Origin of the sequence: Hydrogenophaga sp. 2FB (assembly GCF_005503365.1) — a bacterium.
Lineage (GTDB): Bacteria > Pseudomonadota > Gammaproteobacteria > Burkholderiales > Burkholderiaceae_C > Hydrogenophaga.
On record NZ_SCML01000035.1, the window covers coordinates 44,361 to 69,450 of the forward strand.

General features: G+C 66.5%; 29 protein-coding genes. 16 read left to right on the top strand and 13 right to left on the bottom strand.

The window, feature by feature from the left end:
- Window positions 1–24: 24 nt before the first annotated feature.
- From FFS09_RS19660 to FFS09_RS19685, 6 genes are all read left to right on the top strand, one after another.
- Window positions 25–606: a malonic semialdehyde reductase gene (locus FFS09_RS19660; RefSeq protein ID WP_137920598.1), complete on the top strand. Its 582-nt coding sequence runs from the start codon at window positions 25–27 to the stop codon at window positions 604–606.
- Window positions 607–713: 107 nt separating this feature from the next.
- The gene (locus FFS09_RS19665) at window positions 714–1,889 is read left to right on the top strand and encodes an ATP phosphoribosyltransferase regulatory subunit (protein ID WP_137920599.1); all 1,176 of its coding nucleotides are present in this window, start codon (window positions 714–716) and stop codon (window positions 1,887–1,889) included.
- Between the two features lie 14 nt (window positions 1,890–1,903).
- Complete coding sequence (locus FFS09_RS19670; RefSeq protein WP_137920600.1) at window positions 1,904–3,292, top strand: adenylosuccinate synthase; 1,389 nt, start codon at window positions 1,904–1,906, stop codon at window positions 3,290–3,292.
- 72 nt (window positions 3,293–3,364) lie between these two features.
- The gene (locus FFS09_RS19675) at window positions 3,365–3,889 is read left to right on the top strand and encodes a phosphoribosyltransferase (RefSeq protein WP_137920601.1); all 525 of its coding nucleotides are present in this window, start codon (window positions 3,365–3,367) and stop codon (window positions 3,887–3,889) included.
- A gap of 5 nt (window positions 3,890–3,894) precedes the next feature.
- Window positions 3,895–5,094: a PLP-dependent transferase gene (locus FFS09_RS19680; RefSeq protein ID WP_137920602.1), complete on the top strand. Its 1,200-nt coding sequence runs from the start codon at window positions 3,895–3,897 to the stop codon at window positions 5,092–5,094.
- A gap of 35 nt (window positions 5,095–5,129) precedes the next feature.
- A complete protein-coding gene (locus FFS09_RS19685; protein ID WP_137920603.1) occupies window positions 5,130–5,324 on the top strand; it encodes a hypothetical protein in 195 nt (64 codons plus the stop codon).
- A 29-nt stretch (window positions 5,325–5,353) separates the two neighbouring features.
- Here FFS09_RS19685 and mnmH read toward each other — a convergent pair whose 3' ends face one another.
- The gene (mnmH, locus tag FFS09_RS19690; RefSeq protein WP_137920604.1) at window positions 5,354–6,430 is read right to left on the bottom strand and encodes a tRNA 2-selenouridine(34) synthase MnmH; all 1,077 of its coding nucleotides are present in this window, start codon (window positions 6,428–6,430) and stop codon (window positions 5,354–5,356) included.
- 7 nt (window positions 6,431–6,437) lie between these two features.
- On the bottom strand, window positions 6,438–7,097 hold the full coding sequence (locus FFS09_RS19695; RefSeq protein WP_137920605.1) for an arylesterase: 660 nt from the start codon (window positions 7,095–7,097) through the stop codon (window positions 6,438–6,440).
- Window positions 7,098–7,114: 17 nt separating this feature from the next.
- On the opposite strand from FFS09_RS19695, the gene FFS09_RS19700 reads away from it, so the two are divergent.
- A complete protein-coding gene (locus tag FFS09_RS19700; protein ID WP_137920606.1) occupies window positions 7,115–7,807 on the top strand; it encodes an ABC transporter ATP-binding protein in 693 nt (230 codons plus the stop codon).
- On the opposite strand, the gene FFS09_RS19705 is transcribed toward FFS09_RS19700, so the two are convergent.
- From FFS09_RS19705 to FFS09_RS19720, 4 genes are read right to left on the bottom strand one after another with little or no spacing between them, the layout of a single operon-like run.
- The gene (locus FFS09_RS19705) at window positions 7,804–8,136 is read right to left on the bottom strand and encodes a thioredoxin family protein (RefSeq protein ID WP_252374438.1); all 333 of its coding nucleotides are present in this window, start codon (window positions 8,134–8,136) and stop codon (window positions 7,804–7,806) included. The genes FFS09_RS19700 and FFS09_RS19705 overlap by 4 nt on opposite strands.
- Complete coding sequence (locus FFS09_RS19710; RefSeq protein ID WP_137920608.1) at window positions 8,126–9,433, bottom strand: cytochrome c; 1,308 nt, start codon at window positions 9,431–9,433, stop codon at window positions 8,126–8,128. Before FFS09_RS19710 ends, FFS09_RS19705 begins: the two co-directional genes overlap by 11 nt.
- A complete protein-coding gene (locus FFS09_RS19715; RefSeq protein ID WP_137920609.1) occupies window positions 9,430–10,173 on the bottom strand; it encodes a c-type cytochrome in 744 nt (247 codons plus the stop codon). The genes FFS09_RS19710 and FFS09_RS19715 overlap by 4 nt, the downstream gene beginning before the upstream one ends.
- Window positions 10,170–10,859: an acyl-CoA dehydrogenase family protein gene (locus tag FFS09_RS19720; protein ID WP_137920610.1), complete on the bottom strand. Its 690-nt coding sequence runs from the start codon at window positions 10,857–10,859 to the stop codon at window positions 10,170–10,172. Before FFS09_RS19720 ends, FFS09_RS19715 begins: the two co-directional genes overlap by 4 nt.
- A 153-nt stretch (window positions 10,860–11,012) precedes the next feature.
- On the opposite strand from FFS09_RS19720, the gene FFS09_RS19725 reads away from it, so the two are divergent.
- From FFS09_RS19725 to FFS09_RS19740, 4 genes are all read left to right on the top strand, one after another.
- Window positions 11,013–11,375, top strand: a complete 363-nt coding sequence (locus tag FFS09_RS19725) for a CidA/LrgA family protein (RefSeq protein ID WP_171020105.1) — start codon at window positions 11,013–11,015, stop codon at window positions 11,373–11,375.
- A complete protein-coding gene (locus FFS09_RS19730) occupies window positions 11,372–12,052 on the top strand; it encodes an LrgB family protein (RefSeq protein WP_137920612.1) in 681 nt (226 codons plus the stop codon). The genes FFS09_RS19725 and FFS09_RS19730 overlap by 4 nt, the downstream gene beginning before the upstream one ends.
- Complete coding sequence (locus tag FFS09_RS19735; RefSeq protein ID WP_137920613.1) at window positions 12,049–13,473, top strand: aminotransferase-like domain-containing protein; 1,425 nt, start codon at window positions 12,049–12,051, stop codon at window positions 13,471–13,473. Before FFS09_RS19730 ends, FFS09_RS19735 begins: the two co-directional genes overlap by 4 nt.
- A 71-nt stretch (window positions 13,474–13,544) precedes the next feature.
- Window positions 13,545–14,168: a class I SAM-dependent methyltransferase gene (locus FFS09_RS19740; RefSeq protein ID WP_354595884.1), complete on the top strand. Its 624-nt coding sequence runs from the start codon at window positions 13,545–13,547 to the stop codon at window positions 14,166–14,168.
- A gap of 397 nt (window positions 14,169–14,565) precedes the next feature.
- Here FFS09_RS19740 and FFS09_RS19745 read toward each other — a convergent pair whose 3' ends face one another.
- Window positions 14,566–14,994, bottom strand: coding sequence for a hypothetical protein (locus FFS09_RS19745; RefSeq protein ID WP_212745127.1), 429 nt, complete (start codon window positions 14,992–14,994; stop codon window positions 14,566–14,568).
- A 313-nt stretch (window positions 14,995–15,307) separates the two neighbouring features.
- On the bottom strand, window positions 15,308–16,066 hold the full coding sequence (locus FFS09_RS19750) for a hypothetical protein (RefSeq protein ID WP_137920615.1): 759 nt from the start codon (window positions 16,064–16,066) through the stop codon (window positions 15,308–15,310).
- A 296-nt stretch (window positions 16,067–16,362) separates the two neighbouring features.
- Between FFS09_RS19750 and FFS09_RS19755 the strand changes: the two genes are divergently transcribed.
- The 3 genes from FFS09_RS19755 to FFS09_RS19765 all read left to right on the top strand — a co-directional run bounded on the left by FFS09_RS19755 (window position 16,363) and on the right by FFS09_RS19765 (window position 18,275).
- The gene (locus tag FFS09_RS19755) at window positions 16,363–16,731 is read left to right on the top strand and encodes a YciI family protein (protein WP_137920627.1); all 369 of its coding nucleotides are present in this window, start codon (window positions 16,363–16,365) and stop codon (window positions 16,729–16,731) included.
- A 75-nt stretch (window positions 16,732–16,806) separates the two neighbouring features.
- Window positions 16,807–17,550 carry a 23S rRNA (guanosine(2251)-2'-O)-methyltransferase RlmB gene (gene rlmB / locus FFS09_RS19760; protein WP_137920616.1) on the top strand — a complete coding sequence of 248 codons (744 nt, stop codon included), beginning with the start codon at window positions 16,807–16,809 and terminating at the stop codon, window positions 17,548–17,550.
- Between the two features lie 2 nt (window positions 17,551–17,552).
- Window positions 17,553–18,275, top strand: coding sequence for an SIR2 family NAD-dependent protein deacylase (locus FFS09_RS19765; protein WP_137920617.1), 723 nt, complete (start codon window positions 17,553–17,555; stop codon window positions 18,273–18,275).
- Between the two features lie 21 nt (window positions 18,276–18,296).
- Here the strand turns inward: FFS09_RS19765 and fabG are convergent, their stop codons facing one another.
- Genes fabG through FFS09_RS19780 form a run of 3 tightly spaced genes read right to left on the bottom strand, consistent with a single transcriptional unit; the run spans window position 18,297 to window position 22,426 of the window.
- Window positions 18,297–19,040 carry a 3-oxoacyl-ACP reductase FabG gene (gene fabG / locus FFS09_RS19770; protein WP_137920618.1) on the bottom strand — a complete coding sequence of 248 codons (744 nt, stop codon included), beginning with the start codon at window positions 19,038–19,040 and terminating at the stop codon, window positions 18,297–18,299.
- Between the two features lie 4 nt (window positions 19,041–19,044).
- Window positions 19,045–21,201 (bottom strand): 3-hydroxyacyl-CoA dehydrogenase NAD-binding domain-containing protein, encoded by a 2,157-nt coding sequence (locus FFS09_RS19775; RefSeq protein ID WP_137920619.1) that lies wholly within the window; start codon window positions 21,199–21,201, stop codon window positions 19,045–19,047.
- 19 nt (window positions 21,202–21,220) lie between these two features.
- Window positions 21,221–22,426 (bottom strand): acetyl-CoA C-acetyltransferase, encoded by a 1,206-nt coding sequence (locus tag FFS09_RS19780; RefSeq protein ID WP_137920620.1) that lies wholly within the window; start codon window positions 22,424–22,426, stop codon window positions 21,221–21,223.
- A 93-nt stretch (window positions 22,427–22,519) separates the two neighbouring features.
- Here FFS09_RS19780 and FFS09_RS19785 point away from each other — a divergent pair, with 93 nt between their 5' ends.
- Entirely contained in the window at window positions 22,520–23,683 is a 1,164-nt protein-coding gene (locus FFS09_RS19785; protein ID WP_137920621.1) for an acyl-CoA dehydrogenase family protein, read from the top strand.
- A 7-nt stretch (window positions 23,684–23,690) separates the two neighbouring features.
- Complete coding sequence (locus FFS09_RS19790; RefSeq protein ID WP_137920622.1) at window positions 23,691–24,062, top strand: glyoxalase superfamily protein; 372 nt, start codon at window positions 23,691–23,693, stop codon at window positions 24,060–24,062.
- Window positions 24,063–24,074: 12 nt separating this feature from the next.
- Here the strand turns inward: FFS09_RS19790 and FFS09_RS19795 are convergent, their stop codons facing one another.
- Together FFS09_RS19795 and FFS09_RS19800 are read right to left on the bottom strand one after the other, a co-directional pair.
- Entirely contained in the window at window positions 24,075–24,704 is a 630-nt protein-coding gene (locus FFS09_RS19795; RefSeq protein ID WP_137920623.1) for an ABC transporter ATP-binding protein, read from the bottom strand.
- Window positions 24,705–24,713: 9 nt separating this feature from the next.
- Window positions 24,714–25,090 (bottom strand): general secretion pathway protein GspB (locus tag FFS09_RS19800; RefSeq protein ID WP_171020106.1); only part of this gene is annotated, 377 nt, incomplete at its 5' end.

Here is a 25,090-nt window from a genome sequence, read left to right on the forward strand (position 1 = left end):
TTTTTCTTCAACCTGTTTCCGCCCATGACCCTCGATTCGCAAGCCCTCGACCAGATCTTCCTCAAGGCACGCACCGCCAACACCTTCCTCGACAAACCCGTGCCCGACGCGTTGCTGCGGCAGGTGTACGAGGTGGCGCGCATGGGCCCGACATCGATGAACACCCAGCCCGCGCGCTACGTGTTCCTGAAAACGCCCGAGGCCAGGGCGCGGCTGCTGCCCGCGCTCTCGCCGGGCAACCTGGACAAGACGCGCACGGCGCCAGTGACGGTGATCGTGTGCGCCGACAACCGCTTCCACGAATTCATGCCGCAGGTGTGGCACCGCGAAGGCGCGAAGGAGAACTTCGAGGGCAACCCGGCGCTGTCGGAAGCCACCGCCACACGCAACAGCACGCTGGGCGGTGCCTACTTCATCATCGCGGCGCGCGCCCTCGGACTCGACTGCGGACCCATGAGCGGCGTGGACCTGGCCAAGGTCAACGCCGAGTTCTTCCCCGACGGCCGCTGGCGCGCCAACTTCCTCATCAACCTGGGCTACAGCGACAACAAGGTCTTCGACCGCAACCGCCGCCTGGATTTCGAGCAGGCCTGCCAGGTGCTCTGAGCGGCCTGTCCGCGGCGGTCCGCCCGGGAGCGGGGCGGGCCGCGCGCGAAAAGGGCCCGTTGCGCGGACCGGTAGAATCGCGTTTTTAACAGCGCCTGAAAATTGCCATGTCTGCCTGGGTCCTCCCGGATCACATTGCCGATGTTCTGCCTTCCGAGGCCCGGCACATCGAAGAACTTCGCAGGGTGTTGTTGGACACGGCTCGGGGCTATGGCTACGAGCTGGTCATGCCACCGCTGCTGGAGCACCTCGAATCGCTGCTCACCGGCACCGGTGAAGCCCTCGGCCTTCAGACCTTCAAACTCGTCGACCAGCTCTCCGGGCGCACGCTCGGCCTGCGCGCGGACAGCACGCCGCAGGTGGCGCGCATCGACGCGCATTTGCTCAACCGGCAGGGCGTGGCGCGCCTGAGTTACTGCGGGCCGGTGGTGCACACCCGCGTCGACCGCCCCCTGGCCAGCCGCGAACCCCTGCAGTTCGGCGCCGAAATCTACGGCCATGCCGGGCAGGAAGCCGATCTCGAAATCATCGAATTGGCGCAGGCCTGCCTGCGCGGTGCGGGCGTCAATGGCCTGCAACTCGACATGGCCGACGTGCGCGTGATCGACGCCGTGCTCGCACCCGTCACGCTCACCGCCGCCCAGGAGGCCCGCATCCACGCCGCGCTCAACGCGAAGGACGTGGCCGAGCTGGAGGTCCTGGCGCGCGATCTGCCCGAAGCCGTGCGGCGCGACCTGTGCGCCTTGCCGCGCCTTTTTGGCGGCGCGGCGGTCCTGGACGAAGCCCAACGCACGCTGCAGCCGTCGCCCGCGCTGCATGCCGCGCTCGACGGTCTGCGGTGGCTCGCCGCGCATGTGCAAGGCGTGGACGTGTCGATCGACCTGGCCGATCTGCGCGGCTACGCCTACTACACCGGCATGCGGTTCGCGCTCTTCGCGCACGCCCCCGAGGGCAGCGCCGCACCCTCGATGGAACTCGCGCGCGGCGGTCGCTACGACGAGGTGGGCGCGGTGTTTGGCCGCAACCGGCCCGCCGTGGGCTTCAGCCTCGACCTCAAGGAACTGGTGGCCACCGTGCCGCCGCGTCCCCTGGTCGCGGCCATTCGCGCGCCCTGGGGCATGGACGCGGGCTTGCGCGAAGCCATTGCCGGCCTGCGCGCGCAGGGCCACACCGTGGTCTGCGTGCTGCCGGGCCACGAACACCAGGTCGACGAATTCCATTGCGACCGCGAACTGGTGCCCGACGCGGCCCGTCGCGGCGCCTGGACAGTGCAATCTTTTTAAACGGATACCAGCAAATGACGAACAGCAAGAGCACCGTGACACCGGGGCGCAACGTGGTAGTGGTCGGCACCCAGTGGGGTGACGAAGGCAAGGGCAAGCTGGTGGACTGGCTGACGGAAACCGCCACCGGCGTGGTGCGCTTCCAGGGCGGCCACAACGCGGGCCACACGCTCGTCATCAACGGCGTGAAGACCGCGCTGCACCTCATCCCCAGCGGCATCATGCGCGCCGGCGTGAAGTGCTACATCGGCAACGGCGTGGTGCTGTCGGTGGGCAAGCTGTTCGAGGAAATTGCCGGGCTGGAGAAGGCCGGCGTGGAAGTGCGCTCGCGCCTGCGCGTGAGCGAAGGCTGCCCGCTGATCCTGCCGTTCCACGCCGCGATCGACATCGCGCGCGAAGCCGCCAAGGTGAAGGCCGGCAGCGAAAAGATCGGCACCACCGGCCGCGGCATCGGCCCGGCCTACGAAGACAAGATCGCGCGCCGCGCGCTGCGCGTGCAGGATCTGAAGTACCCCGAGCGCTTTGCCGCCAAGCTGCGCGAATTGCTGGACCTGCACAACCACGTGCTGACGACCTACCTGCACTCGGCCGATTTCCCCTGGGACGACAAGCTGGCCCCGTACATGAAGGACGGCGCGATCCAGTTCGAGCCGGTGTACGCCGAAGCCATGCAACAGGCCGAGCTGCTCAAGCCCATGGTCGCCGACGTCTCGCGCGAACTCAACGAAGCGCACAAGGCCGGCGCCAACCTGCTGTTCGAAGGCGCGCAGGGCACGCTGCTCGACATCGACCACGGCACCTATCCCTTCGTCACCTCCAGCAACTGCGTGGCCGGCAACGCCGCCGCCGGTGCGGGCGTGGGCCCGCAACTGCTGCACTACGTGCTCGGCATCACCAAGGCCTACTGCACCCGGGTGGGCGGCGGGCCGTTCCCCACCGAGCTGGACTGGGAAAAGGAAGGCACGCCCGGTTGGCACATGGCCACAGTCGGCGCGGAGAAGGGCGTGACCACCGGTCGCAGCCGCCGTTGCGGCTGGTTCGACGCCGCGCTGCTCAAGCGCTCGGCCCAGGTCAACGGCCTCTCGGGCCTGTGCATCACCAAACTCGACGTGCTCGACGGCCTCAAGGAGCTGTTGTTGTGCACCGGCTATGAGCTCGATGGCGAAGTCATCGACATCCTGCCCATGAGCGCCGAAGACATCGCGCGCTGCAAGCCCATCTACGAAACCCTGCCAGGCTGGAGCGAGACGTCCGTGGGCGTGACCCGCTACGAAGACCTGCCGAAGAACGCCCAGGCGTACCTGACCCGCATCGCAGAGACCACCGGGGTGCCGATCCACATCGTCTCCACCAGCCCGGACCGGGACCACACCATCCTGCTGCAACAGCCCTACCATGGGTGAAACCCCCAGGGCGTAGTGCAGCCGTTTGTGCAAAATCCCCATCGATAGATTGAACCCCCACCCGGAGTCCGCATGCTGACCGAAGACGGCAAACACCTTTACGTCTCTTACGACGAGTACCACAACCTGATCGAGAAGCTGGCGCTCAAGGTCTACCAGTCGGGCTGGGAGTTCGACACCATCCTGTGCCTGGCGCGCGGCGGCATGCGCCCGGGGGACATCCTCTCGCGCATCTTCGACAAGCCGCTGGCCATCATGTCCACCAGCTCCTACCGTGCCGCTGCCGGCACCGAGCAAGGCAATCTGGACATCGCGCGCTACATCACCACGCCCAAGGGCGAAATCGCAGGCAAGGTGCTGCTGGTCGACGATCTGGCCGACTCGGGCCACACGCTCAAGGCGGTGATCAACCTGCTCAAGAACAACTACGCGCCCATCACCGAGATGCGCAGCGCCGTGATCTGGACCAAACAACTGTCGACCTTCGCGGCCGACTACTCGGTGGAGTTCCTGCCCACCAACCCATGGATTCACCAGCCCTTCGAAGGCTACGACAGCATGCGCCCGGCGCAACTGCTGGAAAAGTGGAAGCTCTGAGCTGAATGAAAGACGACGACCTGACCACCCGGCTGATCCACCACCCCTACAAGCCCCCGGAGGGCTTCGAGGCGGTCGCACCGGGTGTGCACAAGGCGTCGACCGTGCTGTTCCCCAACGTCGAGGCGCTGCGCACCTACGACTGGAAAAACAAGAGCGGCTACACCTACGGCCTGCACGGCACACCCACCACCTTCACGCTCGAAGAACGCATCGCCACCATCGAAGGCGGTGAGCAATGCATGCTCGCCCCCAGCGGCCTGGCGGTGATCACGCTGGTCGACATGGCCCTGCTGCGCCAGGGCGATGAAGTGCTGCTGCCCGACAACGCCTACGGGCCGGGCACGGTGTTCGCGCAGGTCGAGCTGGCGGCCTGGGGCATCACCCACCGCTTCTACGACGCCCAGGACCCGGACGACCTGGCGCGCCAGATCGGCCCGGCCACGCGCCTGGTCTGGCTCGAAGCCGCGGGCTCGATCACGCTCGAATACCCCGACATTCCCGCGCTGGTGGCGCGCGTGCGCGAGGCCAATGCCCAGCGCAGCGGCGAGCATGCCATCGTCACCGCGCTCGACAACACCTGGGGCGCGGGCATCGCCTTCAACGCCTTCGAACAGGGTGTGGACGTGTCGGTGCAGGCCCTCACCAAGTACCCCAGCGGTGGCGCCGACGTGCTCATGGGGTCGGTGGTGACGCGCGATCTCGCGCTGCACCGCAAGATCCTGCTGACCCGCATGCGCCTGGGCACCGGCGTGGGCGCGAACGACGCCGAACTCGTGCTGCGCGGCTTGCCCAGCATGGCCCTGCGCTACCACGCGCAAGACGCCGCCACCCGCGCGCTCGCCATCTGGATGCAGCAGCAACCCGGCGTGCTGCGGGTGCTGCACCCGGCACTGCCCGGTTCGCCCGGCCACGAAGCCTGGAAACGGGACGCCACCGCCGCCGCCTGCCTGTTCAGCGCCGTGTTCGATGCGTCCATTTCGCAAGCGCGCATCGACGCCTTCTGCAACCGCCTGCGCCTGTTCCGCCTGGGCTGGAGCTGGGCCGGCCCGATCAGCCTGTGCGCGACCTACGACCTGGCATCGCTTCGCACCAGCCATGGCTGGAAAAACGCCGGGGGTCTGGTACGCTTTGCCGTGGGTCTGGAGTCGGTGGACGACCTGCGCGCCGATCTGGCGCAGGCCTTGACCGCATTGCACGACTGACCCTTTCCCTTTACCCACAGACTTGAAAGACTGTTTTGGCCACTCCCAACTACGGATACGAAAAACGCCAGCGCGAGCTCGCCAAAAAGAAGAAGAAAGAGGAGAAGCTCAAAGCCAAGGCGGCCGGGCGCCAGCACACCGACGACGGCGATGCGCCGGCCGAGGGGCAGGACGGCGGACCGCAAGAGCCCGGCGCCACACCGGCCGGCAACGACAGCGCGGCGGACTGACGTCCACCGCCGGCCCCACCGAGCTTCGCTCAGGCCGGTGGGGGCGGGCTCTCGCTGGCGATCAGCGCCTGTGCAGCGCTGGCCAGTGACGAGGGCGAGCGGTCGCGCAGGGCCAGCGGCAAGGCCTGCGCAAACTGCGTGAAGTTGCGCCCGATCGATTGGGCGTACATCGGGTCGTAGTGGCCCGTGAGCAATTCCAGCACCACCTCGGGCGTGCGGCCTTGTTCGATCTTGTGGATCCAGGCCGACACCACCGCCTTGCCCCGCAGCTCGGTCAACGCGCCCAGGCGCTCGCAGAAGGCCGCCGGGTCCTTCACAAAAAAGTCGTAGTCTTCCAGCAGCAGGGCCACGCGTTCGGCGTCGTCCAGTTGCAGATCGACGCAGGGGCTCGCGCGCATGTTTTCCATCAGCGCCTCGGGCACGCGCAGGTTGCCCACCTTGCGGCTTTCGCTTTCCACGTAGACCACGCGCGCCGGGTCGAAGCCGCGCAGCGCGTCCCACACCAGCGACTCGAAACGCTTTTGACCGGGTTGCGGTACGCCGGGAATCTGCCCCAGCACCGAGCTGCGGTGGTTCGCCAGCGCTTCGAGGTCGAGCACTTGCGCGCCTTGCGCGGCCAGCGCGTGCAGCAGCCGCGTCTTGCCGCTGCCGGTGGGGCCGCAGACCACGCGGTACGACAGGCGCTGTGACTGCGCGGGCAGGGCGCTGACCAGCGCGGCACGCCAGGCCTTGTAGCCGCCTTCGATCAGCGTCACCCGAAAACCGATGGCGCCCAGGATGGTGGCGAGCGCGCCGCTGCGCTGGCCACCGCGCCAGCAATAGACCAGCGGTTGCCAGCCCTTGGGTTTGTCGAACACCTCGCGCTCGACGTGGGCCGCGATGTTGCGCGCCGCGATCGCCGCGCCGCGCTTGCGCGCCTCGAACGGGTTGACCTGCTTGTACAGCGTGCCGATCTCGATGCGCTGCTGGTTGTCCAGCGTGGGCCAGTTCAGCGCGCCGGGCACATGGTCGAGCGCGTGCTCGGCCTCGCTGCGGGCGTCGATGATGGTGTGGAACTCGGCGAGGCGGGCCAGCGCTTCGGTGGCGCTCAAGGTGTGCACGGACATGCGCCGATTATCGAGCCGCGAGCAGCTTGCGCAGTTCCGGCCAGACGTTGTCGCGCATCGTGGCCTGGGCCGATTCGTTGGGGTGGATGCGGTCGGCCTGGAACAAGGCAGTCGGGTCCCGGGTGTCGGCCACGCCCTTGAGGAAGAAGGGCACGAGTGCGGTCTTCTCGGCTTTGGCGACCGTGGTGTACATCTCGCGGAATTCCTGGCCGTATTTCGCGCCGTAGTTGGGTGGCATCTCCATGCCCACCAGCAGCACCTTGGCGCCGGCTTCGCGCGAGAGGCGGGCCATGTTGGCGAGGTTGTCGCGCGTCATGTTCAGCGGCAGGCCGCGCAGGGCATCGTTGCCACCGAGTTCGATCACCACCAGCGCGGGCTTGTGTTGTTTGAGAAGGGACGGGATGCGCGAGCGGCCGCCCGAGGTGGTGTCGCCGCTGATGCTGGCGTTGACCACGCGGGCGCGAACTTTTTCCCCTTGCAAACGCTCTGTCAACAAGGCCACCCAGCCGGTGCCGCGCTTCAAGCCGTATTCGGCGCTGAGCGAATCGCCCACCACGAGGACGAGCGGATCGGCGGGGTTGGACTGCGCATGGGTGAGGCCTGAAGACCCTGCGGCGGCCAGTGCGCACAGCGCGGTGGCCAGCGCGTTAAAGTGACGGCGTTTCAACTTGAGAAGTCCTTTCCATGTCCGATGTGATGATCGCGGTCCAGCATGTGTTCAAGTCCGTGACCGACTCCACCGGTTCCCTGACGATTCTGCGCGATATCGATTTCACCCTGAACAAGGGGGAAACCGCCGCCATCGTGGGCGCTTCCGGCTCGGGCAAGAGCACGCTGCTGTCGATCATTGCGGGTTTGGATACGCCCAGCAGCGGCACAGTTCACATCGATGGTGCCGATTTGTTCGCCATGGACGAGGACCAGCGCGCCGCGCTGCGCGCGCAGAAGGTGGGCTTCGTGTTCCAGAGTTTCCAGTTGTTGGGCAACCTGACCGCGCTGGAGAACGTCATGCTGCCGCTGGAGTTGGCCGGTCGGCGCGATGCGCGGGCCACCGCCACGCAGATGCTGCAGCGCGTGGGCCTGGGCGAGCGCCTCTCCAGCTACCCCAAGGTGCTCTCGGGAGGAGAACAGCAGCGCGTGGCGCTGGCGCGCGCCTTCGTCGTGCAGCCGGCCGTGCTGCTGGCCGACGAGCCCACCGGCAGCCTGGACTTCGCCACCGGCGGCAAGATCATGGAATTGATGTTCGACCTGAACCGCGAACAGGGCACCACGCTCGTGCTGGTGACGCACGACCGCGCGATTGCCGAACGCTGCGAACGCCGCATCACCATCGAGGCCGGCCAGGTGGCGGCGGTCGCCGAAGCCGCGCCGGTCTAGGACCGCAGCCGCTGCCAGAGCGCGGCCACGTCGCCGTCGACACCCGCGGCGTGTTGCTGCGTGGCGAGCGATTCGACCAGGCGCGCGACCAACTCCGCCTTGGGCAGCACCGGCCCGAAGAACAGCACCTGGTCGCCCCGGCCCACGAGCAGCGTGGGCAAGGTTTCCACATCCAGGTCGCCCAGCAGATCGGCATCGTCCTCGATGTCCAGCCAGCGCCAGCGCACCTGCGGGTGCGCCCGCGCCACCTCGTCGATCACCGGTTTCCAGTCGCGGCAGGTGCCGCACCACTCGGCACACAGGCTGATGACGTGCAACTCAGCGGCCAAGCGGCCCTCGCATCTGCTGCACATCCAGCGCGCTCACCGGGGATGCCTGGTTGCCCCACTGGGTGCGCACGTAGCTCAGCACCTCGGCCAGTTCGTTGTCGCTGAGTTGCAGCACGAACGGCGGCATGCCGTACGGGCGTGGGTGGCCGGCCGTGGTGGGCGAGAAGCCGCCGTTGAGAACGATCTGCGCGAGGTTCGCGGGCGAGGCCATCGTCACCGTGCGGTTGCCCGCCAGCGCCGGGTAGGCCACCGCGCCGTTGCTCTTGACGCCTTCGCCGCTCAAACCGTGGCACTGCGCGCAGTTCTGCTCGTACTGCTTCGCGCCGGCACTCAGCGTGCGCGAGTCCGCGGCGGCGGGCTCTGTGCGGCGCGATGTGGTGTGAACGGGCAGTTGTTTCAGGTAGCTCGCCATGGCGCGCAGGTCTTCGGGGGTCCAGTGTTGGGTGCTGTGTTGTACCACCTCGGCCATGGGGCCGCTCACCAGCGCATCGCGCGTGCGGCCATCCTTGAACAGGGCCACGATCTCGTCGACGGACCAGTCCTGCACGCCGGCTTCGCTCGGGTCCAGCAGCGAAGGCGCGTACCAGCGCTGCATGGGAATGAGTCCGCCGGACAGGCCGAGCAGGTCGCTCTGGCCGCCCAGCGCGTCGCGCGGCACGTGGCAGGCGCTGCAGTGGCCGGGGCCATTGACGAGGTACGCACCGCGCAACAGTTCGGGCGACGACGACCCGTTCGCCGGTGGTGGGCTGTAGGCCTCGGCCGTGAAGTACAGCGTGCGCCACGCCTTGAGCGCGAACTGCGTGCTGTAGGGCCAGCGCATGTCGTGCGCGGGCACCGGCGTGTCGCTCGGCGGCAGGCTGCGGAAGAAGGCGTAGAGCGCGTCGCTGTCTTCGCGCGAGAGGTGCGTGGTGTTGTTGTACGGGAAGGCCGGGTTGAGCCAGCGGCCGTCGCGCCCCTGGCCGTGGTGCAGCGCGCGCCAGAAGTCGTCGGCGCTCCAGGCGCCCAAGCCACCTGCACTGGGCGTGAGGTTGCTGCCGTATACCGTTCCAAAGGGGGTGACGATGCCCACGCCGCCCGCGAACGGCTCGCCGCCCCGCGTGGTGTGGCAGGCCTGGCAGTTGCCCAGCACCGAGAGATAGCGCCCGCGCTCGATGGTGTGGGGGTCGTTCAGTTGCACGGCGGTGGGCGCGGGGTCGATCGCGATCGGTTTCGCCGGCCAGGCCAGCCACGCCAGCACGCCCGCGCCAGCCAGCACCAGCAGGCCAACGCCTTGCGCGAGTTTGCGGCGGGCGCTCATGGCCGACCTCCTGCCGGGGCTGGCGCACTGCCGCATTGCAGCGGCAAGGGCGTGCTCGACGGGGCCACGGCGTGCGCGTCGGCGGGCACGCGCTGTGTGGCGAGCCAGGCGCTCACGGCGGAAATGTCGCTCGGAGCCAGGCGCTTGGCGATGTCGGCCATGCAGTCGGGCGCGTGGGCTTTGCGCAGGCCGGCGCGCCATGCGCCGAGCTGGGCGTTGAGGTAGTCGCGCGGCAGGCCGAGCAGGCCGGGCGTGGCGGGCTTCACGCCGGTGAGCGCGGTGCCGTGGCAAGCCACGCAAGCTGGCAGGTTGCGCGAGGCGTCCCCACGCAGGGCCAGTTGTTCGCCGCGCTGCAGGTCTTGCGGCGTCGCATTCACGCGCGCCGGGGCGGGGTAGGGCACTTCCATCGCGGCGAAGTGCTCGGCGATTTCCATCAGGTAGGTTTCGTTCAGCGGGGCGATCAGGTGCGTCATCAGCGGGTAGACGCGCCGGCCATCGCGAAAGTGCAGCAACTGGTTGTAGAGATAGCCCGCGGGCTTGCCCGCCAGGCGCGGGTAGTAGCCGTCGGGCGCGGCGCGCCCCTGGGTGCCATGGCAGGCGGTGCAGGCGAGCATGCGCTGGGCCATGCTGTCTTCGAAGTGGACGGTCTGCGCGGAGGCCGGCAGCAGCAGGCAGCCGGCCGCGAACAACAGGGCTTGCGGCCAACGTCGGCGCGGGGACAAGCGGGAGAGGAAGCTCATGGGATTCGGGGTGTTGTGGTGGTGAGCGGTCGTGGGTCGGTTCGGTTCCAGTCGGTGGCGTGTGGCCAGCAGGCGGTCAGTGCCGCGGCCACGGGGGCCACGCGTTCGGGCAGGTCCGGGCCGCACAGCCATTCGTCTTCACGGAAATACACCAGCTCCAGCTTGAGCGTGGCGGTGAGCGAGGCCGCGGGCGTGCCGACCCCCGTGTCCGGCACGGGGCCCAGGCCATCTTCTTCGTTGCGCAGCATCACCCATTGTGGCCTCGCGTCATCGAACCGGACCGGCGCGACCACCGAGAAACCCGCCCACTGCAGGTTGGGCGTCAGGATGAGTTCGCCCTGCAGCAACCAGCCTCGGCCGGTGTCGCGCGCCCGCAGTGCGTCGAACGAGGGCGACACCGTGGCCGCGCGCTCGCCCGAGAGGAAGTCGGCCAGCCAGTGTTCGCGCAGGGCGACATTGGGCGACTGCAGCAGCGCTTCGATGGCCAGGCGCTGCGCCCACAGCAGCCGCGCCGCCGCGGGGTGCTGCCGCGCGAGTTCGGCCGCGCCGTGGGCCAGCGCGTCGAGCCCTTGGGTCGAACCACCCAGATGGGCTGGCACGCCGCAACGCAGCAGGCCGCTGTCGACCACCTCGCGCAGCGCGAGCAGGCCGGCTTCGGTCGGTGTGATCGGGGGACTTTGGAGCATGCCGTGATCGTGGCCTGCTTTAATCTGATGCGCAAGATACAGTTTTATTGAAAAATGACCGGATCAGATGGCCTGACTGATCTGCTCTGGTCCGCCCGCAATGGTGTGGATCTGATCCGTGGCAGATCGGCCGCCTGCGGGGATACTGGCGCGATGTTCAAGTGGTTCAAATACATGGTCGCGGCGCTGGCTTTGGCGGGCTTGCAGTGGATGGGCGACGCGCTCGTGGCGTTGCTGGGCTGGCCCTTGCCAGGTTCCCTGGTGGGCCTGCTGCTCCTGCTCGGCGCGCTCGCGCTGCGGGGTGGCGTGCCGCAGAGCCTGGAGGCGGTGGCGTCGCCCTTGCTGCGGCACCTCATGCTGTTCCTCATTCCCTCGGTCGCGGCGGTCGGGCTCTACGGTGGGCTGCTGTCGCAGCACCTTGTGGTGTTCGTGCTGGCGGCCACGCTGGTGACGGCCTTGACCATCGCGGCCACGGGCTGGACCCTGCACCGCCTGATGCGGGGCCGGAAACCATGAGCGCGGTGTTCGCCTGGACCGGCGTGACCGTGGCCGCCTACGGGGCCGCTGTGTGGCTCTACCGGCGCAGCGGCCACCACCTGTTGTGCCTGCCGGTGCTCACCGGCACGGCGCTGGTGCTGGGCGCGCTGGCGCTGGCCCACACCGACTACCCGGTGTACGCCGACGCCACGCGCGCGCTGCGCTGGCTCACGGGCCCGGCCATCATCGCGCTGGCCGTGCCGTTGTACCGGCAGGCGGCGCTGTTGCGGCGCATGGCGGGGCCGCTGCTCGGGGCCTTGTTGGCCGGCTGCCTGGCTTCGGTGCTGGGCACGCTCGCGCTGGCGAGGGCGTTGGGCACGCCGCTGCCGTTTGCGTTGTCGCTCGCGCCCAAGGCCGCCACCATGCCGATCGCCATGCAGGCCGCGGAGGGTGCGGGTGGTCTGCCCGCGGTGGCGGCGCTGGCCGTGGTGGCCACGGGCGTGCTGGGCACCTTGTTCGCCGGGCCCGTGTTGCGCCGCTTGCGGATCGACGACGACACCACGCGCAGCTTCGCGCTCGGGCTGGTCGCGCACGCCATCGGCACCGCGCGGGCTTTGCAGACGCAGCCGCAGAGCGTGGCCTTCGCGGCGCTGGCGATGGGCCTGAACGGTGTGTGCACGGCGCTGGTGTTGGCTCTTTTGGCGCGTTGGTTATGACCGGCGTTCGCCTCAGCCGTTACCAGCAACTGGCCGAAGAGATCGCCGATGGCATCCGCGCCGGGCTGCTGCGACCGGGCGAGCGGCTGCCGTCCGTGCGCGAGACCTGTGCGCTGCGCGGTGTGAGCCCGTCCACGGTGTTTCAGGCCTATGGGCAACTCGAATCGCAAGGACTGGTGGAAGCGCGGGCACGCTCGGGCTTTTTCGTGCGCGCGGCGCGGCGGGCCACACGCTCGACGCTGCAAGCCACCCGTCCCAGCGGCGAGGCCACGCCGGTGGCCATCAGCGAGCTGGTGTTCGAGCTGCTCGGCTCCACGCGCGACGCCGACGTGGTGCCCCTCGGGTCGGCCTTTCCCGCATCGCACCTGTTCCCGTTCGACGCACTCGCGCGCAGCGGCGCCCGCGCCATGCGTCGGCTGCCGGCGGCGCGCATCACCGGCGCCTTGACCGCGGGCGACGAAGGCCTGCGCCAGGCCCTGCGGCGGCGCTATGCGCTGCACGGCGTGCCGCTGGCCGAGGACGAACTCGTCATCACCAACGGCGCGATGGAAGCGCTCAACCTCTGCCTGCAGGCCGTGACGCAACCGGGTGACGTGGTGGTGGTGGAGTCACCCACTTTCTACGCCGCGCTGCAGGCACTCGAACGCCTGCACCTGAAGGCGGTGGAGGTGGCCACCGATCCGCGCGAGGGCGTGGACATCGCCGCGCTGGCCGAATTGCTGGAACGCCAACCCGTGGCGGCCTGCTGGTTCATGCCGAGCTTCCAGAACCCGCTGGGCGCGCTGATGCCGCCCGAACGCAAGCAGGCGCTGGTCGAGTTGCTCGCGCGACACCGCGTGCCGCTGATCGAGGACGACGTGTACGGCGAGCTGCACGCGGGTGCGCGCCGCCCTCCGCCAGCCAAGGCCTTCGACCGCGAGGGTGGGGTGCTGCACTGCGCGTCGTTCTCCAAATGCCTCGCGCCGGGCTACCGCGTGGGCTGGGCAGCGGCGGGCCGTTATGCGCCCGTGGTGGAGCGATTGAAGATGTCGAGCTCACTGGCCACGTCCATTCCGCCGCAACTGGCGCTGGTCGACTACCTGGCCCAGGGTGGCTACGACCGCCACCTGCGCCGCCTGCGCGAAGCACTCGCGGACCAGCAGCAGCACGCGCTGCGCCTGGTGGAGCGGCACTTTCCCAGCGGCACGCGCGTCACGCGCCCGCTCGGTGGCTACTTCCTCTGGCTGGAGCTGCCGCCGCAGGTGGACGCGCTCGCGCTGCACCACCGGGCCAGGGCGCACAACATCAGCACCGCGCCCGGCGTGTTGTTCTCGGCCGACCGGCGTTTTACGCACCACCTCCGCTTGAACGTCGGGCATCCGGACGATCCGCGTTTTGATGGTGCGATGCGCCTGTTGGGGGAATTGGCGCATGCGGGTTGAGGACCCATCCACCCGCGTGCGGCTTCACCTGGGCTAGGATGTCAGACATAGGCCAGCCACCGACACTCACGATGATGAACACGAAAGCGCAATCACACTGGGATCGCGTGTACAGCACCAAGGACGCGGACGCGGTCAGCTGGTACCAGCCTGAAGCCACGGTGTCCTTGAACCTGATCTCGCGACTCGCGACCGATGCCAGCAGCCATATCCTGGACGTCGGCGCAGGCGCGTCGAACCTCGTCGACGGCTTGATATCGCGCGGCATGCGTCGGGTGAGCGTGCTGGACATCTCGAGTGAAGGCCTTGCCGTCGCGCGCCGCCGTCTCGGTGCGGATGCGAACAAAGTGCGGTGGATCGAGGCCGACGTTACCAAGGTGTGTCTTGAGGCGGCGAGCGTCGACGTCTGGCACGACCGCGCCGTATTTCATTTCCTGACCGAGCCGAAGGACCGTGCCGCGTACGTCGAGCAAGTGCGAAAAGCGGTGCGTCCGGGTGGGCACGTCATCGTCGCGGCGTTCGCGCCCGACGGCCCGCTGCAGTGCAGCGGCTTGCCCGTCGTTCGCTACGACCCCGAAGGGCTCCATGCCCAGTTTGGCGCGCACTTCGAGCTGCTGGAACACATCGAAGAGCAACATCAAACGCCCATGGGTTCAACACAGCACTTCATCTATTGCCACTGTCTGGTGCATTAGCGCTGTTGGCCCGGTGCGGATCTATACGCTTGCGGCCAGCGGCCACGAGTGGACAGTCCTTCGCCCCTCGAAAATAGGAGATTACGTGAAGCCTCGCAACACGAAAGATCAGGCAGAGGTCGAGCGGGGCGACGCTTGGTCTCGTCGGCAAGCATCGCTCGGTGTGAACTGTCTATTCTTCGGGCCGGGATACAAACTCGCCCTGGAACAACACCAAGTACTCCGATGTCGCGTCTGGCGCAACGGGAGAGAATGCGCGATTGGCTTCAATATATTGAACTGAGAACCATCGGCTATCGGCGGCGAACGCCAAATCGTCAAGACTTGTATCTACTCGCGCTTCGAGATGCATCCGCTGTAGCTTTGCTTGCGCTTTGACGTTGCCGACACATGCGTATTAGTGCGCAAGCGCGAGCAAGTCGGGGCTGTGGAGCAGTTCATCAGCAAATCTACGGAGCATTCGAAAGTGATTGTTCACCACTGGAGCCGAGACCTTCTCGCCATCTTCCGCTATCTTCGTTGTGAGCCAGAAACCCTCGTTTAGCGCATCGAGGTTCACGTCGGGCGAGTCAACGTGTGCTCCACCATCTTTGTTCGCCGCCGCCAAGATGACATCTCTTCTACACAGAAGGTGCCCATTTATGAGATAGACGGGCTGCACCCACCACTCGTAGCATGGGATTGAAGGCAGACCAAAGTCGATGGGCGTGTACTCGATTGACTCGCCAAATGTCATCCCTCCCATGAGTTCGGCAACATCGACGCCGTTGGGAATCTGATCGCCCCGCACTTTCACGGTAGTTGTGAGTTGCAGCGTGTTCTTCACACCAAGTTGCTTCATCAGAGAGTGACTAAACCTGGTGTCGTGGCATAGCACCCGAACACCGACAGCGATGCGGACCGCCTCCTCCTTGTGTCCCGCGTCATACGCTGCCGCAGAGTTGCGAAGGAAAAGCAGCTGACGTGTCAATTGCTTATGGAGCTCAAAGGAAGTCATGAGTATTGAACTTGCGAGAGGAGATAACGACTTCGAGTCGGAAAACGTGCTTTGCGCTGAACGATCACTCCCAGGGGGCTTCAGCGTTCGCTCTGGAATATGCATATGAAGACGAACGCAAGCATGCGGCCGCATGCCGACATCAATGCAACAGGCCTTTAGAAGCCATGGACCTTATAGCTGCGTTCAGTGTTCCGAATTCCTCAACCGCCTTCTTGGCCCCCACATCTCCGATGCGACGACGCCAAGAATCAACACGGTTTGCAAACTCCAAGAAAATGTCGGCGTCCTCCGGACGCAAGCCAACGTTGAAATTTTCTGCGGGATTCCACTGTCGTGGGTCTCCATACCGCGGGAAGGTCCGTCGGTATTCGGCCGCAGCAACGCTCGTGTCACGTCCCTGAAGTCGTGCTATGTCGACGTAAACGAAATTCAGCATCTCACGCATTTTGTTCTCGCTTAGCACGACGACCAGTGGACGATTCCAGTGATGCCTGATGTCCTCTGCGGTCAGGCCTTCTGCAAGACGCGGTGCCGTGAATTCTGGATTCGCAGCAAGCTCGTCGCCCCTTGTCTGCTTAAAGGGATCAACACCTAGGCCTTTTAGTTCAGCCAGAACCTCTGTGACGATGCGTGATGACGCTTCAAGGGCATCGGATTCTTTGAGGCCAAGCTCCATGAAAGTGAGCGTGAAGGAGGCTATCAATCGCTGTTCTTGCGATGTGATCATTACGCCAGGGGCAAGTGCTTCGAGGGTTTGTGCACCGGGGCGCCAAACGAACGCTCCATACGTCATGGCGAACATGAGACTGCCAAACAGAATGCCTGAAATCACTCCATTGGTGGAAAGCCCCAGGAAAAATCCGAGGAGACCCAGAACGATCGCTGTAGTGGTTCCCATGATAGGTCTGTTAAATATCTGACTGAATCAGCGGGTGCTGTGTATCGATTCGCCGAGAAGCGGCAAGCAAAATTGGCGCAGTTGACCTATCGTTTGCACGCAGGTGGTGGATGGGTTGCGGATAAATGTCCGTTTGTGGCGGCAATGGCCGTCATAGTAGCTGAGGCAGAAACGGTCCCTAGGCAGACTTGGCGTTGCGGATCCATTTAGCGTCACAACACAAATCTTTCCAAATCTTGTCGATCGCCACGCACCAGCTTCGTCGTGAAGGCATCAGCCATCAAAAAGGATTTGTCATGAAGTACCTCGGCCTCGCGTACTACAACCCCGAAAAATTCGCCGCGATGGCGCCAGGCGACGTGCAAGCACTGGTGAGCCAATGCCCGCCGATGGATGAAAAGATGCGCGCCACCGGGAAGGTTCTGGTGTCCGCGTCACTTTCCGAGCCCAAGGACTGGATGACGCTGCGCCCGCGCGGCGGCAAGCCACAGATCAGCGACGGGCCCTATACCGAGTCCAAGGAAGTGGTGGGTGGGCTGTTCATCATCGAGGCGGCAGACCGTGACGAGGCGATGCGCCTCGCGGCCATGCACCCCGCCGCTTCGTTGGGTGAAGCGGGAGGATGGGGCATCGAGTTGATTCCCATGGATTTCTTCCTGGGCTGATGGTGGTCCGGGTCCGTCTGCCCCAGGGCATGGCGGGCCCGAATCGCTCTCAAGCTCTGCGCGGATAATCCCCGGATGTCTTCTCCCAAAGTGCTGTTCGGCTTTCACGCCGTGGGTGTGCGCCTCAAAACCGCGCCGCAATCGATCATCGAGATCTACTACGAGCCCACGCGGCGCGACGCGCGCATGCGCCAGTTCCTGGACAAGGCGCGCGAAGCCAATGCGAGGTTGATCGAGGCCGACAGCCTGCGCATTGCCAAGTTGGCCGGCAGCCACGGCCACCAGGGCGTGGCCGCGCGCGTGGAAGAGATCAAGCAGGTGCACTCGCTCGATGAGCTGCTGGAGCAACTCGAAGCGGCGGGCATCCCGCCGCTGCTGCTCGTGCTCGACGGCATCACCGACCCGCACAACCTCGGCGCCTGCCTGCGGGTGGCCGACGGCGCCGGTGCGCACGCGGTGATCGCACCCAAGGACCACGCGGCCGGCATCAACGCCACCGTGGCCAAGGTGGCCAGCGGCGCGGCCGAGACCATGCCGTACTTCATGGTCACCAACCTGGCGCGCACGCTGGGCGAACTCAAGGAACGCAACATCTGGGTCATCGGCACCAGCGACGACGCGCCCAAGACGCTTTACCAGGTCGATCTCAAGGGTCCGGTGGCACTGGTGCTGGGCGCGGAAGGCGCGGGCATGCGCCAGCTCACGCGCAAGACTTGCGACGAGCTCGTGAGCATTCCCATGGCCGGCGCGGTGGAAAGCCTGAACGTGTCGGTGGCCAGCGGCGTGTGTCTGTACGAAGCGCTGCGCCAGCGCACCTGAGCATGTGGGAGACGGTGCGCCTCTGGGTCCGCGAGGCGCGCCACATCGCGGTGCTGACCGGCGCCGGGGTGAGCGCCGAATCCGGCGTGCCCACGTTCCGCGACGCACAGACCGGCCTGTGGGCGCGTTTCAACCCGCAAGACCTCGCCACCGAAAGCGCTTATCGCGCGAACCCGCAGCGCGTGTGGGACTGGTACGTCTATCGACGCGAGATGATCGCGGCCGTGTCGCCCAACGCGGGCCACGAGGCTTTGGCCGCTTTCTCTCAGCGACATCCCGGGCGCATGACCTTGATCACGCAGAACGTGGACGGCCTGCACCAACGCGCGGGCAACACCGACGCGCTGGCATTGCACGGCAGCATTGCCGAAGACCGATGGCTCGATGCGCCACGCGTTTGCTGTCAGGTCGACAAGCTCGAAGCAGGGCGCCCGCCACGCTGCCGGGTGTGCGGCAACCTGCGCCGCCCGGCCGTGGTCTGGTTCGGCGAACACCTGCCGGCCGATGCCCTGGAAGCCGCTGAACAGGCCGCTCACGGTTGCGACCTGATGCTGGTGGTCGGCACCTCGGGCGAGGTGTACCCCGCCGCGGGCCTGGCCTTTGCCGCGCACCAGAGCGGCGCGCGCGTGGTCATCGTCAACCCCGAGCCCACACCGCTGGACGTGGTGGCCGAGCATTGTCTGCGCGAGCCGGCGGCGGTGTGCCTGCCGGCGTTGCTGGGCTGACGGTGCCTGCCAGGGCTGGCGCTATACCGACATGCCCCCGGACACCTCGATCACCGCACCGTTGATGTAGCTGGCCTCGTCGCTCGCCAGGAAGGCGTAGACGTTGGCGATTTCCTCGGGGCGGCCGAGGCGGTTCAGCGGCACGCGGCTTTCCAGCTCGGTGATCACCTTCTCGGGAATCGTGTCCAGGATCGGCGTGGCGATGAAGCCCGGCGCCACCGCGTTCACGCGCACACCCTTGGGGCCAAGTTCGCGGCTCCAGGTCTTGGTGAAGCCGATCACGCCGAACTTGCTCGCCGCGTAGTTGGTCTGGCCGAAGTTGCCGTAGATGCCGACCACCGACGAGGCGTTGATGATCGAGCCGCCGCCTTGCGCGGTCATGGTGTCGGCCACGGCCTGCGCGCAGTGGAACACGCCGCGCAGGTTCACGTCGATCACGCGGTCGAACTGGTCTTGCGTCATTTTCTGCAGCCGCGCGTCCTGCGTGATGCCGGCGTTGTTCACCAGCACGTCGATGCGGCCAAAGCGTTCCTTGGTCTGCGCCACCACGGCATCGACCATCTCGCGCTGTGTTACGTCCATCACGAAGCCCACGGCCGTGGCTCCCAGCGCTTCGCACTGCTGCACGGCGCTGTCGACGGCCGATTGCTTCACGTCGCAGATGACGACGATCGCGCCTTCCCGCGCGAACTTGAGTGCGGTGGCCAGGCCAATGCCTTGTGCGGCGCCGGTGATGAGGCTGACTTTTTTGTCGAGTCGTTTCATGAGATCAATACGTGGGTTGGTGTTGGCGGATGGCGCTCTTCGTCGCGTCGTTGAGTTCGAAGCCCGCGCCGTAGCGCTTGGCCAGCTCGGCGCAGCGCTTCTCGAAGGCCTCGATGCCCATGCCGTAGATGAACTGCAGCGCGCCACCCGTCCAGGCCGGGAAGCCGATGCCGAAGATGGAGCCGATGTTGCCGTCGTGCGCCGTGGTGAGCACACCCTCGGCGAGGCAGCGCGCGGTCTCCACCGACTGGCGGTACAGCAGGCGGTCCTTGATGTCCTGCAGGTCCCAGGCGACGGTGGGCTTTTTCTCGAAGCGCGCCTGGAGTTCGGGCCAGAGGTGCTTCTTCTGCCCCGCGGGGTAGTCGTAGAAACCACCGCCACCCGCGCGGCCTGGTCGCTTGAATTCCTTGACCATGCGCTCGACCAGGCGTTCACCTGGCGTGGCGGTGTAGCGGCGGCCTTCCTTCTCGAAGTCGGCGCGGGTCTGGTCCATCACGTGCACCGAGAGCGAGAGCGCGGTTTCGTCCAGCACCGCGAGTGGCCCCACCGGCATGCCGGCCTGCATGGCCGCGTTTTCGATCACCGGCGCGGGAATGCCTTCGCTCAACATGGCCGCGCCTTCCATCACGTAGGTGCCAAAGGTGCGGCTGGTGTAGAAGCCGCGCGAGTCGTTCACCACGATGGGCAACTTGCCCAGCGCCTGCACATAATCGTAGGCGCGTGCCACCGTTTCCTTGTCGGTGTCCTTGCCGCGGATGATCTCCACCAGCTTCATCTTGTCCACCGGGCTGAAGAAGTGGATGCCGACGAAGCGCTTGGGCCGGGTGCTGGCCTGCGCAAGACCCGAAATGGGCAGGGTGGAGGTGTTGCTGGCGAAGAAGCCGCCCGGGGCGAGCAGGGGCTCGGCCTCTCGCGTCACGGCCGCCTTGAGTTCGCGGTTCTCGAACACGGCTTCAATGATCAGGTCGCAGCCCTGCAGGTCGCTCAGGTGGTCGGTGGGCAGGATGCGGTCGAGCAGCGCGCGCTGGTCGTACGGGCTCATGCTGCCCTTGTCCACGCGCGCCTGCGTGAGCTTGTAGCTGTAGGACTTGCCGCGTTCGGCGGTCTCGAAGCTCACGTCTTCCAGCACGGTGTGAATGCCCCGGCTGGCCTGTGCGTAGGCAATGCCCGCGCCCATCATGCCGGCGCCGAGAATGCCGACCTTTCTGGGGATGGTGCGCGACACGTCCTTGGGCCGGGACTGGCCGCTTTTGATCGCGTTCAGGTCGAAGAAGAACGCGTTGATCATGTTCTTCGCGACCGGGCTCACGATGAGCCTGGCGAGGTAGCGGCTCTCGATGCGCAGCGCGGTGTCGTAATCGACCATCGCACCTTCGACCATGGCCGCCAGCGCCGCTTCGGGCGCGGGGTAGAGGCCGCGTGTCTTTTGCTTGAGCATCGCGGGCGCCACGCTGAGCATGCTGGCGATCTTGGGGTTGGCCGGTGTGCCGCCCGGGATCTTGTAGTCCTTGGTGTCCCAGGGCTGGCGCGACTGCGGGTGCGCGGCGATCCAGGCGAGTGCGGCGTTGCGCAGCGCCAGCGTCACGTCGCCGTCGGCCGACACCAGCTCGTGCACCAGGCCCAGGTCGAGCGCCTCGCGCGGGCTGAACAGTTGGCTTTCCAGGATGTAGGGTTGCGCGCCCATGAGGCCGAGCAGGCGCGTCATCTTGGTGATGCCGGTGGCGCCGGGGATGAGGCCCAGCGTGACCTCGGGCAGGCCGAGCTGGATCTTGGGGTTGTCCACGGCCACGCGGTGGTGGCCCACCAGCGCCACTTCCCAGCCGCCGCCCAGCGCCGCGCCGTTGATGCACGACACCACCGGCACACCCAGGGTTTCCAGCGTGCGGAAGTTCTTCTTCGTCTGCTCGATCTCGGCGAACACGCGCGTGGCGTCGCTGGGCTGCAGGCGCATCGTGCCCTTGAGGTCGGCGCCCGCGAAGAAGGTGCTCTTGGCCGAAGCAAGGACGATGCCCTTGATGTCGGCGCAGTCGTGCATGACCTGCGCGGTGACCTCGGTGAGGTCAGCCTGCCAGTCGGCGCACATGGTGTTGACGGGTGAGCCGGCTTCGTCGAAGGTGATCGTGGCAATGCCGTTGTCGAGTTCGTAGCGGATGGTTTTCATAAAGGCTTCGAACTCCGCTTCAGATGCGTTCAACGATCGTTGCAATGCCCATGCCACCGCCGACGCACAGGGTGGCGAGGCCGTAGCGCAGTTGCCTGCGGTGCAACTCGTCCACCAGGGTGCCCAGAATCATCGCGCCCGTGGCCCCGAGCGGGTGCCCCATGGCGATGGCACCGCCGTTCACGTTCACCTTTTCGTGCGGCACGCCCAACTCCTTCATGAACTTCATGGGCACGGCGGCAAAGGCCTCGTTCACCTCGAACAAATCGATCTGGTCGATGGTCAGGCCCGCTTTCTCCAGCGCCTTGCGCGCCGCCGGCATCGGGCCGGTGAGCATGATGGTCGGGTCCGCGCCCGAGAGCGCCACGGACACGATGCGCGCGCGCGGCGTGAGGCCGTGCGTCTTGCCCGCCGCCTCACTGCCGATCAGCACCGCGGTGGCGCCATCGACGATGCCCGACGAATTGCCCGCGTGGTGCACGTGGTGGATGCGCTCGACCTGCGGGTAGCGCTGCAGCGCCACGGCATCGAAGCCCATGCCGCCGAGTTGTTCGAACGCGGGTTTCAAGGACGCGAGGCCCTCCATCGTGGTGTGGGGCTTGATGAACTCGTCTTCAGCCAGAATCGTCTGGCCCAGGAAGTCGGTGACCGGCACCACCGAATGGCGGAAGTAACCTGCCGCGCGCGCGGCGGCGGCGCGCTTCTGCGATTCCAGCGCGAAGGCGTCCACGTCCTCGCGGGTGAAGCCTTCGAGCGTGGCGATCAGGTCCGCGCCGATGCCCTGGGGCACGAACATCGTCTCGCTGTTGGTTTGCGGGTCCTGCGCCCAGGCGCCGCCGTCCGAGCCGATGGGCACGCGGCTCATGCTTTCCACGCCACCGGCGACCACCAGGTCTTCCCAGCCACTTTTCACCTTCATCGCGGCCATGTTCACGGCTTCCAGGCCCGAAGCGCAGAAGCGGTTGAGCTGCACGCCGGAGCAGCGCCAGTCCCAGCCGGCCTTGAGCGCGGCCACCTTGGCGATCACCGAACCCTGCTCGCCAATGGGGGAAACCACCCCCATCACCACGTCGTCCACCGCGCCGGTGTCAAAGCCGTTGCGCTGCTGGAGCTGGTGGAGTACACCGGCGAGCAAGTCCACGGGTTTGACTTCGTGCAGGCTGCCGTCCTTCTTTCCTTTGCCGCGCGGCGTGCGCACGGTATCGAATACGAATGCTTCGCTCATGGGTGTCTCCTGGATACCGCGGGCAGTATAGACTTTTGCCAAGCATTTGCTTGGTCAAAATACGCTTCTCCCCGTCTGAAAGGTGACACCGCCATGATCGAACGCACACTGTTCAACGCCGACCACGAAGCCTTCCGCGACAGCTTCCGCAAGTTCGTGGAGAAAGAAATCGCGCCCCATCACGAAGCCTGGGAAGAGCAGGGCTATGTGGACCGCGCGGTGTGGCACAAGGCCGGTGAGAACGGCTTTCTTTGCATGACCTTGCCCGAGGCCTATGGCGGGTCGGAGGCCGACAAGCTCTACTCGGTGGTGCAGATGGAGGAGATCGCGCGCAGCGGTTTCAGCGGCATCGGCTTTGGCTTGCACAGCGAGATCGTCGCGCCGTACATCCTGCACTACGGCACCGAAGAACAGAAGCTGAAGTACCTGCCCAAGCTCGCCAGCGGTGAGATGGTCGGTGCCATTGCCATGAGCGAACCGGCGGCCGGCAGCGACCTGCAGGGTGTCAAGTCCACCGCGATCCGCCAGGCCGATGGCCGTTACCTGCTCAACGGCAGCAAGACCTTCATCACCAACGGCTGGCACGCCGACCTGGTGATCGTCGTCGCCAAGACCGACCCAAGCGCGGGCGCGAAGGGCACGAGCCTGCTGCTGGTCGAGCGGGGCATGCCCGGCTTCGAGAAAGGCAAGCGCCTGAAGAAGCTCGGCATGAAGGCGCAGGACACCTCCGAGCTGTTCTTCGACAACGTGAAGGTGCCGGCCGAGAACCTGCTCGGCGGCCCGGCGATGGAGGGGCGCGGCTTCATCTGCCTGATGGAACAACTGCCCTGGGAGCGGCTGCAGATCGCCATTGGCGCGGTGGCCTCGGCGCAGGCCGCGATCGACTGGACGGTGCAGTACACCAAGGACCGCAAGGTGTTCGGCCAGGCCGTAGCCCAGTACCAGAACACGCGCTACACGTTGGCCGAGCTGCAGACCGAGGTGCAGGTGGCGCGTGTGTTCGTCGACAAGTGCTGCGAACTGATCGTCGAAGAGAAGCTCGACACCGCGACCGCGAGCATGGCCAAGTACTGGTGCTCCGACCTGCAGTGCAAGGTGATGGACGAATGCCTGCAGCTGCACGGCGGTTATGGCTACATGTGGGAATATCCGATCACCCGCGCATACGCCGATGCGCGTGTGCAACGCATCTATGGCGGCACGAACGAGATCATGAAAGAGGTGATCTCGCGCAGCATGGGTTTGAGCGGGAGGTAACAGCACCATGGGTTTTGGCACCATCACACCGATCCTGCGCAGCTTCGACGAGGCGAAGGCGCGTGAGTTCTACCTGGATTTCCTCGGCTTCAAGCTCGACTGGGAACACCGCTTCGAGCCCGGCTTTCCGCTGTACATGCAGGTGTCGCGCGGCGGTTGTGTGCTGCACCTGTCGGAGCACCACGGCGACGCGTGCCCGGGCGCGGCGGTCCGCATCGAGACCGACGAGCTCGATGCGTTTCATGCGCAGCTGACCGCCGCTCAGTACAAGTACGCGAGGCCCGGCATCGAGACCACCCCGTGGGACAGCCGGGAGGTGCGCATTGCCGACCCGTTTGGCAACCGGCTCACGTTCTTCCAGCGAGTCGCCGGGACCTGACGCAGCCGTCGATCAGAGGTCGATCGTGTGCGCCAGCGCAATGCCATCGGGTGCGGCGTGGTCCGCCAGCAGCCAGGCGCGGCTGGGGTGGTCGGCGGCGTCCTGCAGCAGCTCGCGCAGAAAGCGGATTGAGGGCGCATCGAGCGCGGCGAAGGGCTGGTCGATCAGGGTGAGCGGTGTCCCTGCCGAGAAAGCGGCCGTGAGCCAGACCTTGCGGCGGCTGCCGGTGGAGAGCATGTACATCGGCTTGGCCAGGTGCGGCCCGAGCCCAAAGCCGTCGACCAGCTCGGCCATGGCCTCGGCGTCGAAGCTCGGGTAGTGGTGGCTCAGGCTGTCCAGATAGCCTTTGGCCGCGAGGGCGTCGTGCGCCTCGGTTTGCGGGTCGATCCAGAACACCTGGTGGCGGTAGGCATCGTGCTGCCGATCAAGCGGAATGCCTTGGATGGCGAGCGTGCCCGCCGCCGCGCTTTGCGCCCCGCCGATCACGCTGAGCAAGGTGCTCTTGCCGCTGCCGTCATCACCACGCAGCAGGCTCACGCCCGGGGGCAGCTCGAATGACAGGTCGTTGAAGAGCACCCGATCGCCCCAGGCAAACCGCAGTGCCTTGACCTGCAGAACGGGATCGACCGGGTCGGTGTTCATGGCGAGTTCCTAGTAACCGATGGAGTAGCGCATGCCCTGGTGGTTGAGCACCGCGCTGCGCTGGCCGATGGTTTCCAGCTTGAAGCCGGGCGAAATTTCCTGGCCTTCCTGCAGCACCTTGCCGTTGACGATCAGCATGCGCAGCGCCGGGTTCTTGGAGTAGGTGGAGCCGCTGACGTTGACCTGCGGCAACTGTGCGCGGGCCTCGGTCGAGAGTTCGGCGAAGCTGCGCACGGCCGTGGGTTCCGTGGCGGGTGCCGCGGGCGCTTGCGCAGCCGGTGTGGGTGTCGGCGCTGGCTTGGGCGCAGCGGCGGGTGTCGGTGCGGGCGTGGCGGCAACGGCCGGCGGACGCGGCTTGGGGGGCTCCGGGCGCGGCGGGGCGAGGA